The 12,453-nt window shown below is 44.1% G+C and carries 10 protein-coding genes; 4 read left to right on the top strand and 6 right to left on the bottom strand.

Annotated features, from left to right (window positions below):
• The first annotated feature begins 11 nt into the window (after window positions 1-11).
• On the top strand, window positions 12-212 hold the full coding sequence (thiS, locus tag I6E84_RS01685; RefSeq protein ID WP_110921891.1) for a sulfur carrier protein ThiS: 201 nt from the start codon (window positions 12-14) through the stop codon (window positions 210-212).
• Window positions 213-558: 346 nt separating this feature from the next.
• Here thiS and hpf read toward each other — a convergent pair whose 3' ends face one another.
• Both hpf and I6E84_RS01675 read right to left on the bottom strand, forming a co-directional pair.
• Complete coding sequence (hpf, locus tag I6E84_RS01680) at window positions 559-939, bottom strand: ribosome hibernation-promoting factor, HPF/YfiA family (protein WP_197099730.1); 381 nt, start codon at window positions 937-939, stop codon at window positions 559-561.
• A gap of 372 nt (window positions 940-1,311) precedes the next feature.
• Complete coding sequence (locus I6E84_RS01675; RefSeq protein ID WP_197215715.1) at window positions 1,312-2,976, bottom strand: RNA polymerase factor sigma-54; 1,665 nt, start codon at window positions 2,974-2,976, stop codon at window positions 1,312-1,314.
• Window positions 2,977-3,290: 314 nt separating this feature from the next.
• Here I6E84_RS01675 and I6E84_RS01670 point away from each other — a divergent pair, with 314 nt between their 5' ends.
• The gene (locus I6E84_RS01670; protein WP_197215713.1) at window positions 3,291-4,187 is read left to right on the top strand and encodes a nitrilase-related carbon-nitrogen hydrolase; all 897 of its coding nucleotides are present in this window, start codon (window positions 3,291-3,293) and stop codon (window positions 4,185-4,187) included.
• Window positions 4,188-4,222: 35 nt separating this feature from the next.
• Here the strand turns inward: I6E84_RS01670 and I6E84_RS01665 are convergent, their stop codons facing one another.
• From I6E84_RS01665 to lptM, 4 genes are all read right to left on the bottom strand, one after another.
• Window positions 4,223-5,266, bottom strand: coding sequence for a tyrosine recombinase XerC (locus tag I6E84_RS01665; protein ID WP_197215711.1), 1,044 nt, complete (start codon window positions 5,264-5,266; stop codon window positions 4,223-4,225).
• Between the two features lie 47 nt (window positions 5,267-5,313).
• On the bottom strand, window positions 5,314-6,201 hold the full coding sequence (gene dapF, locus I6E84_RS01660; RefSeq protein WP_110921895.1) for a diaminopimelate epimerase: 888 nt from the start codon (window positions 6,199-6,201) through the stop codon (window positions 5,314-5,316).
• Between the two features lie 345 nt (window positions 6,202-6,546).
• Window positions 6,547-7,878, bottom strand: coding sequence for a diaminopimelate decarboxylase (gene lysA / locus I6E84_RS01655; protein WP_197215709.1), 1,332 nt, complete (start codon window positions 7,876-7,878; stop codon window positions 6,547-6,549).
• A gap of 62 nt (window positions 7,879-7,940) precedes the next feature.
• Window positions 7,941-8,240 (bottom strand): LPS translocon maturation chaperone LptM, encoded by a 300-nt coding sequence (gene lptM / locus I6E84_RS01650; protein ID WP_197215707.1) that lies wholly within the window; start codon window positions 8,238-8,240, stop codon window positions 7,941-7,943.
• Between the two features lie 644 nt (window positions 8,241-8,884).
• Here lptM and I6E84_RS01645 point away from each other — a divergent pair.
• Both I6E84_RS01645 and pta read left to right on the top strand, forming a co-directional pair.
• Window positions 8,885-10,114, top strand: a complete 1,230-nt coding sequence (locus tag I6E84_RS01645) for an acetate/propionate family kinase (protein WP_197215705.1) — start codon at window positions 8,885-8,887, stop codon at window positions 10,112-10,114.
• 187 nt (window positions 10,115-10,301) lie between these two features.
• Window positions 10,302-12,449 (top strand): phosphate acetyltransferase, encoded by a 2,148-nt coding sequence (pta, locus tag I6E84_RS01640; RefSeq protein ID WP_110921899.1) that lies wholly within the window; start codon window positions 10,302-10,304, stop codon window positions 12,447-12,449.
• Window positions 12,450-12,453 lie beyond the last annotated feature (4 nt).

The following is a 12,453-nucleotide window of genomic DNA, read 5'->3' as shown; positions in this document are numbered from 1 at the left end:
AGGAGCATACAATGAGCAACATCAGTGTCAATGGCAAACATCTACAGACCACTCATCAGACGGTACAATTGGTTATTAATGAGCTTGGACTTAGCCAAGGCCGTTATGCCGTAGAAGTCGAAGGTGAGCTTATTCCAAAGAGTGAGTTGAGTCAGCTACGTATCGTTGAGGGCATGAACATCGAAGTAGTACAAGCCGTTGGTGGCGGCTAGTCACTGCACTTTACTTATCGTAGGTTAAATAGACTGAGTGTAATATGCTTAGTTTGTTGAATAGAATCCTGGTTTCATTTGGCTTATAACCAAGCTTTCAAAAAGATTATCAGTAGTTTTGATTAATGAATAGACTTACTGATACTCTCCTTTCTTGATACTAGTACTAGAAAAGGCCTCAACGTATGATACGTTTGAGGCCTTTTTCCTTTTTGTGTATTATGATTTCAGTTCAGTAGAATCAAATATAAATCATATGGCTGTCTATACTATTTATTATTATTTGGTCAGCCAGTACTCATTACCTATCATATCTACAAATATTTATCTACCAAACCTCATCAAATTAAACGGCTGGTGCTACATCATCGACTGTAAAGTCTTCGTAACGTTCATCACGTCCAGCACCCTGAGTCTTTTTGCGCTCTTGACGGGTTTTGTATTTACGCACTTGTCTATCAAGTTTGTCTGCCATTTCGTTGATGGCTTTATACATATCATCTTCACACGCTTGAACAAACATTTCTTGACCTGAGACTCGCATAATCGCTTCAGCTTTATGGCTTTTTTTACCGCCATCACTAGCACCGCTGTTATCTAACGATAATATCACTTTAATACTTTGTATCTGATCGAAGTGACGCTCTACTTTTTCAAGCTTTTCACGAACTGCCTTGTCCATAGCTTCAGTAACGCTGATATGGTGACCACTGATAGAAACATTCATATTATTGTCCTTTTGTTTGTACTTACAGTCAACAGATGAAGTAGCATTCCTGCTTTTATCACCCTGCTTTACCAACAATCGCTCTACTATCTTTTATAGCCAGTACATCCAGTAAAATACCGATATATCCTTTTATCATCTCCTGATTGCTATTGTAAATATGCTAAATCGATACTTAGATTGCGTTGTTGGTATGACTCTAATTTGTCATGAAATTAAGATAGTAGCAAGCCATTAAATTGTAATTAAGTGTAACAATACCTGTTGTTTCTATCATGTTTCTATATAATCAAAAAATTTTATTTTTTATATTCTGTCTGAAATATATTGGTCAACATATAAGCGTGCTTATAACTTATTGAATTACATCATTTAATATTTTTGTTTACGTTGGGTAGACGATCCGATATTCATTGCTTCTCGGTATTTGGCGACAGTCCTTCTGGCAATATCGATGCCTTCAACCAACAAACTGTCTTTGATACGACTGTCTGATAATGGCTTTTTCGGATTTTCATCGGCGATGAGTTGCTTAATCATGGCACTGATAGCGGTCGATGAAACATCACCATCTGTACTGCTAACATGTGATGAAAAGAAATGCTTTAGCGAAAACAGTCCTTGTGGTGTCAGGATAGTTTTGCTGGTGGTCAGACGTGACACCGTGGATTCATGCAAATCAACTTCTTCTGCAATGACCTTTAAGATAAGTGGTTGCATGGCAGTCGCACCATGTTGTAAGAACTCTTGCTGATAACGCACAATACTGGTGGCGACTTTTAGTAGGTTCTGATTGCGCTCTTCGATACTACGAATAAACAAGCGAGCATCAGTGAGGTTTTCACGCAGATATTGATTGTCAGGGCTATCATCACCGCGTTTGACTAAGTTGGCATACTCTTGATTGACTCTTAGCTTCGGCAGCGTGTCAGGATTGAGCCGTACCTGCCAGCCATCCTCTTGCGCATCTTTCCCTGCAGTGGTATTACTACTGTGGCGACGAACAGGCGTGACCAGCACATCAGGAATATCATAACTGTCTGGCTCCCGTGCATAGTCCGGTTGACTACTATGGAATAATAAGCCTGGTGAAGGGTTTAAGCTGCGTAGTAAATTTAATGCAGGTGTGATTTTCTCAGCTGCGAGCCCTGTCTGCTCGGTCAGTGCTTTGATATTATTGCTGACTAAGTATTCACTGGCAGATAGAAGCGCTTGTGCTTCTTTTAGAGACTCGGTATTACTATCAAGTTTGGACAGCTGAATCGCTAGGCATTCACTGAGATTTCGTGCCCCAACACCTAGTGGATCGCAAGATTGAATAATACGCAAGACAGCCATTACCTCATCTTGCTCAACAGACTCATCCCATTGATAGAAGCTCGCCATGGTCTCAAAGCTCTGCAACAACTCATCGATATCAAGCCGAACAAAACCCATATCATCCATAGAGTCCATCAGATAGGTGGCAATCAACATATCTGCTTCTGATAGATGTTTAAAGTTCAGCTGCCAACGCACATGATCTTGGATAGTGGCAGAGGTGCCGCCTTGATAGCTATCAAAGTCATCGTCACCTTTGCTCCCTGAACTGCTAGCCGCCGATGCATAATTGCTACTATCAGCACTATTATCAAAACTACTATAGTCGTCACTATCCATTGCATGATTGTCTATGGCACCATCATCGATATTGGCTTGCTGCAATTTATCAAAGCTATCACCAAGTTCGTTATCATAGTCAGAGGTAGTCGTGTTGCTGTCGGATTTGGCAGTAAATGACTCAGTGCCAGTACTTTGATTCCAGCTATCCAATGTGAGTGAGTCGCTCAGCTCGTCTATAATATCGTCGCCGCCATGCTCGTATTCATCGTCATCATCTTCGATACGTTCAAGCAGTGGATTACTATCCAGCTTGATCTGAACCTCTTGCGCGAGCTCAAGACTAGAGAGCTGCAGCAATTTAATGGCTTGCTGCATCTGCGGGGTCAGTTTCTGTGAGGTGCTTAGCGTGGTCGCCAATCCGAACGACATACTCATGGGCGGCTTATTACACTCCGGTAGTGATAATATTCTACAAATATTTTTGGTCAAACCAGTGGTTTAACGTTATTAGGACATGACGATAGCATTTTTTGGCGCAATTTTGCTATGATAATTTACACTCTAGCCAGATACAATTGTTACGCTTTTCTCATTAAAGCCTATAAATATTAGCATTTCAGCATTAACTGCTAAATAATTAATATCAAAAATCGGTTTATCATCATATAAAATTTATAAGAAAAATCATGAAATACACGACTGCAAAATAACCAAATCGAATTAACCTAAAAATAACTGAGACCGCAACCATGAATAGTACACAGAACAATCAATTGACCACTGCTGCCATCCAAATGAATAGCCAACAGAATATTGAAAAAAACTTAGCCGATATAAAAGCGGCGATTATTGATGCAAGGGCGCAAGGAGCTCAGCTTGTCGTATTACCAGAGAACTGCTGTAGCATGGGCGAGCAGTTTGCTACTGCAGAGCGCTTTGACGATCTATCGATGACGATAGCAGACTATGCCAGCACTTATGGTGTCTACGTACTAGCAGGCTCGCTACCCTGCCCTTATCGACCTGACGGCATTGTGGTCCCTGATGGTAGACTACGCCAAGTCAGTCAGTTGTTTGCACCTGATGGCTCGCGAGTGGCACGTTATGACAAGATTCATCTGTTCACAGCCACTGTGGCGGATAAACACGGTAGCTATAATGAAGCAGCCACTTTTGAGCCAGGAACACAAACTGTAGTTGCACCACTCGAAGCAAATAATACGGTCTATCAATTAGGCATGATGGTTTGCTTTGATTTGCGCTTCCCTGCATTGGCACAGCGTCTACGTCAAGCAGGTGCCGACATATTAAGTGCCCCGTCAGCATTTACCTATCTAACAGGGCAAGCCCATTGGTCGCTGTTGCTACAGGCACGTGCGTTGGACAGCCAGTGTATGGTCATTGGTGCAGCACAAGGTGGCGATCATACTTACAAGAATGGTGATATACGTCAGACGTGGGGACACACGGCGATTACCGCTTATGATGGTACAGTTATCAACCATTACGATGATAGTGGATTGAATGAAGCTACTAATCAGGAAGACAGCAAGCACTACGCCATGGTATTGGCATCATTAGATCAGCACGCCCAACAGCAAGGACGCCAAAAAATGCCTATCTTTGACTGTCATCGTTTAGCGTAAGTTATGATTAAGGTGTGTTGAATATTCGACACACCTTATTTTTGATTTGAGTCATCGTCGCGTTGAGCATGAGTTGCTCTCGGGTGGGCGCGATCATAGACTTGAGTCAATTTGGCAAAATCGACATGGGTATAGATTTGCGTGGTACTGATATCACTATGACCCAACATTTCTTGTACGGCGCGCAAGTCACCACTACCTGACAGCATGTGTGATGCAAAGCAATGGCGCAATAAATGGGGATACATATTTTGCGAGATGCCAGCACGAGTAGCAGCAACTTTTAGACGTTGCTGCACTGCCCGTGTTGATAAGCGCGTACCTAATTTCTCACTGATAAACAATGCCGTGTCCATTTGCTCTACCCACAAATTACGATGCGGTAGATAGCGCGTAATTGCCTCTGCTGCTTTTATCCCTAAGGGTACTAAGCGTGTCTTATTGCCTTTACCTGTTACACGTACACGTAGGTCTGATAGATCTACATCCGCCATATCTAGTGCTACCAATTCACCCACACGCAAGCCGCTACTGTAGAGCAACTCAAACATGGCCTTATCCCGTAACCATAAGCGCGCTTGCTCAGGCGTATCAGGAATCTCTTGGTCAAGCAATTGAGTAAGCAAATCTACGTCTGCGATAGACGGTAAGGGTCTAGGGCTACGCTTAAGCTGGTAGCCAGTGGTAGGATTGATACGTGCTAGCCCTTCTTCAATCAACCATCCATAAAAATGACGAATCGCTGACAGCTCTTGCTGGACGCTGGCAAGTGCAAGCTTGTCTTCATCGATACGCTGACCGATATGCTGAGCTAATTGGCGCTTGTCACAGCGCGTCCATGTCAGCCGTTTGCCACGTAAAAATAGCGCCAGTTGGTTCAAGCCAGCAAAATAAGCCGTTAGTGTATGCGGCGAGTGGTTACGTACCGATAAAGTATTTAACCAACGATGCACTGGTGCTAACAGCTCACGTAACGCTTTGTCCGACTCTATCGTGGCTGCCAGTGTGTCTGACAGCCAAGCTGCTGATTGTACTTCTGAACCCGATGCTGGCTCTATCTGACCTTTTTTATTGGACATAGCCCTATTAAAGATGACCATAGCATTTATCCATTCGCCATCCGAGTTTAGCCTTCAGAATTAGGCTTGATACCCGCTTGCGCCATTAGACCGTCTGGACTAAACACGCCTTCATAAACAAAGGCCGTTGGACCTGTCATCATGACTGAATAACCCGGCTGCCATTTGATAATCATACTGCCGCCATACAGCTGCGCGCGCACTTCTTCGCCTTCATCCAACCAGCCTTCACGTATGCCAACCGCCACTGCAGCACATGCACCCGTACCACAGGCTTGAGTCTCACCAACGCCGCGCTCGAATACCCGTAGACGAATATGACGTTGATTCATCACCTGCATAAAGCCGACATTGACGCGATCTGGAAACGCAGGATGTGATTCGATGGCTTTACCCAAGGTCTCAACCTCAGCATCGAGCACATTATCGACTTTGATAACTGCATGTGGATTGCCCATATTCGCGACATAGAGCTGCACGGGTGTTCCATTAACATCCAAATGGTAGGCGTTTTGGATTTTGGTAGTGGCTCTTGGGCTAAATGGAATCTCATCTGGCTCGAACTTGGGTTTGCCCATATCGACTTCTACCCAGCCATAACGGTCTGTGGTCAGCGTGATAATTCCACTCGCTGTCTCAACACGTAGACGCTGTTTAAATGACAGTTTGCGTGCCTGTACAAAACGAGCGAAACAGCGTGCACCGTTACCGCACTGCTCGACCTCTGTGCCATCGGTATTAAAAATACGATAGCTAAAGTCGACATCCGGACGCATAGGTGGCTCAACTACGAGCAATTGGTCAAAACCAATACCCAAATGACGATCACCCAATAACTGTACCAAATCCTTGGTTAATTCTAAGCGCTGAGTCACCAAATCGATGACCATAAAATCATTGCCCAGACCATGCATCTTAGTAAATTCTATTAGCATACCCTTGATATCCTATCCTATTTTTATGTATGTCTTATCTTAGCACGCTGTCAGATACAATCATAATAATACCAATCCCAAAAAATACGATTAGCGGTGTCAAATTTGTTTAGTCTACAGTGAGTAGTGCTTGTACTGAGTAGTACTTGCACTCGTTTTCCTTGCTACTCTAATTTTTATGAATGGTATTGCTTTCCACTAAAGACATGCCTGCAATTAAGAGACAGCTTTAATTAAAAAACAACTTCCTCAAAATCCAGTCATAAAAAAACCCATTGTCATTATCACAATGGGTTCTCTTCAATCATCAAATCCTGCGACCGTTTTGGCTCGTCTTTAATCGCCTTACTGCGCCTGCCACAATGTTTCATTTTCATATAATGATTCAATCGTTTCACGCGGACGAATCAACTGATGATGGTTATCAGACACCATGACTTCGCTAGCACGTGGACGCGAATTATAGTTGCTACTCATGGTAAAGCCATATGCACCGGCACCAGTGATGGCCAATGTATCTCCTGCTTCCAATGCTAACAAGCGACCTTTTGCCAAGAAATCTCCGGTTTCACAAATTGCACCAACGATATCCCATGGTTGCGTACCATCCGTATCGATACCTTTGCTCGGTAACACACTTGGAATCACTGCCATTTCTGCTTGATACAGTGCAGGACGAATCAAGTCGTTCATGGCTGCATCGACGATAGCGAAATTCTTATGCTCGGTAGGCTTTAACACGTCGACACGCGTTAATAGCACGCCCGCATTGGCAACGATACTGCGGCCCGGCTCAAAGAATACCGTTAATCCAAGCTCGCTTAGTTTTGGTAATAATGCAGCAGCAAACTCGTCCATAGACACTGGCGTCTCATCGATATAGCGCACCCCTAAGCCACCACCTAAATCTATATGGCGCAGCTCAATACCTTTTTCACGAAGGGTATGTATCAACTCAATTACTTTGTCTAGTGCAGCAACGAATGGCTCTACTTCCGTCAACTGTGAGCCAATATGACAATCAATACCGACGATATCGATATGCGACAACGCGGCAGCTTGCTCATAGACAGCGACGGCGTCTTCGTGGGTTATACCGAACTTATTGTCTTTTAAACCGGTTGAGATGTAGGGATGAGTCTTGGCATCGACATTAGGGTTAACTCGTAGAGATATCGGTGCTGATTTATCGAGTTGCTGTGCCACTTCATTAATTAAAGCCAGCTCGCTAATAGACTCAACGTTAAAGCAGCCGATACCTTGGGTAAGTGCATACTCGATATCGCCATAAGTTTTGCCAACACCTGAGAATACAACGCGTGCAGCATCGCCACCTGCAGCTAATACTCGCATCAACTCACCACGTGAGACAATATCAAATCCTGCACCTGCCTGAGCCAAAACACCGAGCACCGCAAGATTAGAGTTAGCTTTAACGGCATAACATACCTGATGTTTTAGACTGGCAAAGCTATCGGTATAAGCCTGATAAACATCCAATATCGCCTGCTTTGAGTAGACATAGCATGGCGTATCATAGCAATCGACCAATTCAGTTATACTGACCTGCTCCATATGTAAGGCATCGTTGCGATAATTCAGCGCAGGCAAATGAGCAGTTAAGGCTTCAGGGTTGATATATAGCCCTTGTTCTGTTTGGGTCGTTACTGTAGTCATTGTGGTTATATCTCTCGTTAAATCAGGTAAATTTATTCGGAATTATTGATGCTCTTATACGATTAATAATCGTTAGAATCTTCGTTCACATCTGATAGTACTTGCTCTAAATAGCGAGCGTTCTGTTTATCATTACTTGCCGATGCTGCATTGTTTGACTCTCCAGCATTAGACAGCATCTCTGACCCTGCCGCCTTTGAGCTATTGGAATCGGCTAGATAGAGGTCGCCCTTTTGCCCACAGCCCGTTAACCCGAACATGACCGCACTACCGATAATCAATGCAGAAATGGCTCGGCAACTGGCGTTAATAGATAAATGAGAATTGCACTCAGTGTTTGAAACACGGCGTATAGTAAGCATAGGGCAAATAACCTTGCAGCAGTGTGAATATGATTGAAAACATGACGTTTACGACTGAAATATTCAAAATATTATAATCTATGTAAGCATAGCATTGTATCAGTAAAGCAGTAAGCCTCTTGAGGGTGATTGACCAATAATTTTGCTAACTTTATGATTTATAAATACGGCTTATGACGATAATAATTGATACGTATTATTTGGTAAATTGTGAAAAACCGACACAATTTATATGGCAATTGTTGTGTGTGAAACACGGTTTTATGGTGCAAAACACGGTTAAACACATTTTGAAAAACTTTCTTACAATTTTTATTGCGGGCAATCTTGCCTTTATAGCACTTACTATTTGATGGCTATATTCGGTGCACAGGTGTAACAATGCTTGACGATGTTCAATCTTAAACCTTATAGTTACTGTGGTATAAGATACTAATTGTGTTACATTATACTCCGAAAATATCGCTTTGATGGATTGCTAGAAGCAACCAAACAAAGTGACGAGTAGGGATTTATTGGTAGACCTGTAAGCGTGATATCGCTTATTTCATTTTTATGAAAGGTCTGCTGATTTTTGTTTGTTCGGCGGAAATTAATCCGCTATGATTCACCCCTTGTCAAAAAACATAATCTAAGGATAGAGCATGAGCGATAGCACCCCCATCTTTAATGATCGTAATACTGGCAGATCAAAACTTATCAACCCTACTTTGGTTCTCAACTGTGGTTCATCTTCTATCAAATATGCGCTAATCAGCGAAGACGAATCCACTCGTATTACCGGTCTTGCCGAAAACTTGGGGCTTGATACCGCTCGTATTAAACATACTACTTTAAACGGCGAAAAACTTGAGATTACCATCCCTGGTGGTCGTCATGAGTTAGCGCTTCAAAAAATCCTAGCACTACTTGAGCAATATCATTTCGTCGCTGTAGGACATCGTGTGGTTCACGGCGGTCGTGAGTACTCAAAAGCCGTCCGTGTTGACCAACATGTACTTGATGAAGTAAAACGCTTAAAAATCCTAGCACCTCTACACAACCCTGCAAACGCTTTGGGTATTGAAGCGGTTGAAGCCATTTATCCTGACATCCCACAAGTGGTCGTTTTTGATACTGCATTTCACCAAACGATGCCGCCAGTTGCCTATCGCTATCCAATTCCAAAAGCACTATACGAAGAAGAAAAAATCCGTCGTTACGGATTCCATGGTACCTCACATGCTTATGTCTCAGAGCGTGCCAGCGAAATTACAGATGCTAAAGGTCCACATGGTTGGCTGACCGCTCATCTAGGCAATGGTTGCTCAGCGACTGCCGTCTATAACGGTGAAAGCTTGGATACCAGTATGGGTCTGACGCCGCTTGAAGGCTTGATGATGGGTACGCGTAGTGGTGACGTCGATCCTAGCTTGCACATTCATCTCAAGCGTAAACTGGGTATGAGCCTAGAAGAAATCGATACCATGCTTAATAGTGAAAGTGGCTTATTGGGTATCTCAGGTCTGTCGAATGATTTGCGTACGATCGAGCAAGCAGCGAATGAAGGCCATAAAGACGCTCAACTCGCCATCGAAATGTTCTGCTATCGTGTTGGTAAATACCTAGCCAGCCTAAGCTGTGCGCTACCTGACTTTACTGGTATCGTCTTTACTGGTGGTATTGGTGAAAACTCAGCAACCACACGTGCTCGCATCTTAGACGTTATGCGCCACTTCGGTATCAAGTTTGATGCTGAAAAGAATAATGATTTAGTCGGCGGTGCAGAAGGCAGCTTCCAAGATGAAGGTAGTAGCATCGAGCTATGGGTTGTCCCAACTGATGAAGAATGCCAAATCGCTAAAGAAACCCGCCAAGCATTAGGTCTAAAATAGAAAATAGCTCGGCTATTACAGTGATGCTTATTTAGGGGCTTATGTCGTATAAATATTTTTATATGACATAAGCCTTTAAGTAACGGCTCTACTGACCAATCACTGCAAGCGAAAGCAGCAGCCATCATTTTAGCCAGTCAGCAACACCTCTCTCACGGATATAATAAAATAAATAGTAGGATATGCTATGCAAACCATTTTACTTGTACCTATTAGTCGCGGTATCGGCCTGACATCAGCAGCGCTAGGTCTCATTCGTGCGCTCGATTATAACGGCGTCAAAGCCGGTTTTATGAAGCCATTTTTGCAAGATGATACGCTCGATAAGCAAAACAGCCTAGACAGCTCAAGCGCATTAACCATGCATGCATTCGGTCTGACACCGCCTAAATCTATCAACCGTCAGCGCGTTGAGCGTATGATTGGTGATGGCAATCTTGATGAATTGATGGAAGAAGTGATCGAAAACTTCCATAGCATCGGTGATGACCAAGACGTCGTGATTTGTGAAGGTTTAGTACCCACTACTGAAGCCTCTTATGCATCACAAATCAACCGTGCTATTGCCCACGCTTTAGATGCCAAAATCATCTTTGTTAGTACGGTCGATACCAAAAACCCAGCCCATTTAGCCGATAAGCTCGATGTGCATGCTCGTGAATTTGGCGGTATCGCGCATGAGCGTACTTTAGGCTGCATCTTGATGCGTGTGCACGATGTGCCAAATACCTTTGACACTCAGCCAGTAGCACCGGGCGAAGCTATGGTCAGCTTGGATGCTGGCTTTATGCAAGAAGTGCAGCGTCTGTCACCGCATTTTGATACCGATCGATTCCGCCTAATCGGCGTGGTACCTTTTAGTGATTCATTGTCAGTACCCCGTACGTGGGATATCGCCGCAGAGCTGGATGCCACTTGGTTAAATGTCGGTGAAGCAAAGACACGCCGTATCAATCATATTAGTTTGACAGCTCGCTCAGTCGCACGCGTTGATGAAGTGTTCAAACGTGGTACGCTCATCGTCGTACCTGGCGATCGTGATGACTTATTACTCGCCGCCGCATTGGCCTGTATTAACGGTATCCCGTTAGCAGGTCTAGTACTGACTGGTGGCGTCTCACCAAATGCAACTGTCGCTGAGCTATGGCAATCTGCACTCAAAACAGGTATTCCTGTCATGAGTGTTGAAACAGATAGCTTTGAGACCGTACAGAGCTTGATGCACATGAGTGCTGAGATTCCAAACGATGATATTGAGCGTGCACAAGAAGTCACACGCTATGTGGCCGCGCACTTAAATCTAAGCTGGATTAAAGAATACTTTAGCCATGACCATCAGCCGCGCCTATCGCCTGCCGCCTTCCGTCATCAAGTGGTCAAAAAAGCACAAGCCGCTAAAAAACGCATCGTATTACCAGAAGGTGCTGAGCCACGTACGGTAGAAGCTGCCTGTATCTGTCAAAGCCGCGGTATCGCTGATTGCGTACTGCTCGCAAAACGCAGCGAAGTGGAACAAGTTGCCAAAAATCGCGATTTAATCTTGCCAGAAGGCATTGAGATTATGGATCCTGACACGCTTGATATGAGCAAATATATCGCTGCTGTCGTTGAACGTCGTAAAGGCAAAACAACCGAATTGGTCGCTGCTGAACAGCTTGAAGATACCGTGTTCTTAGGTACTATCATGCTACAGATGGGTGAAGTGGATGGATTGGTCTCAGGTGCGGTGCACACGACTGCCAACACCGTACGCCCAGCATTCCAGTTGATTAAGACTGCACCACAGTATTCATTGGTATCTTCTATCTTCTTTATGCTGCTACCTGAGCAAGTCGTGGTGTATGGTGATTGCGCCATCAACCCTGATCCAACAGCTGAAGAACTGGCTGAAATTGCTATTCAGTCTGCCCAGTCTGCGGCGGCGTTTGGTATCGAACCGAAAGTAGCAATGATCAGCTACTCTACTGGCTCATCAGGTACAGGCGCAGATGTTGAAAAAGTCATTCGAGCGACCCAAATCGTTCGTGAACGTGAGCCAACGCTTGCCGTTGATGGCCCACTACAGTATGACGCCGCATCGGTCATGAGTGTGGGCAAACAAAAAGCACCTGATTCACCCGTTGCCGGACAAGCCAACGTCTTTATCTTCCCGGATTTAAACACGGGTAACACCACGTATAAAGCGGTACAACGTAGTGCCAACGTCATCAGTGTTGGGCCGATGCTACAAGGTTTGAATAAGCCAGTAAACGATTTGTCACGTGGTGCATTGGTTGACGATATTGTCTACACCATCGCACTGACCGCTATTCAGGCACATAGCGATTTGATTTAATCGT

This window comes from Psychrobacter sp. SCQQ22, assembly GCF_015864605.1.
Lineage (GTDB): Bacteria > Pseudomonadota > Gammaproteobacteria > Pseudomonadales > Moraxellaceae > Psychrobacter > Psychrobacter fozii.
Note: the sequence above shows the minus strand (reverse complement) of the source record. Positions and strands in the feature narration are given on the sequence as shown.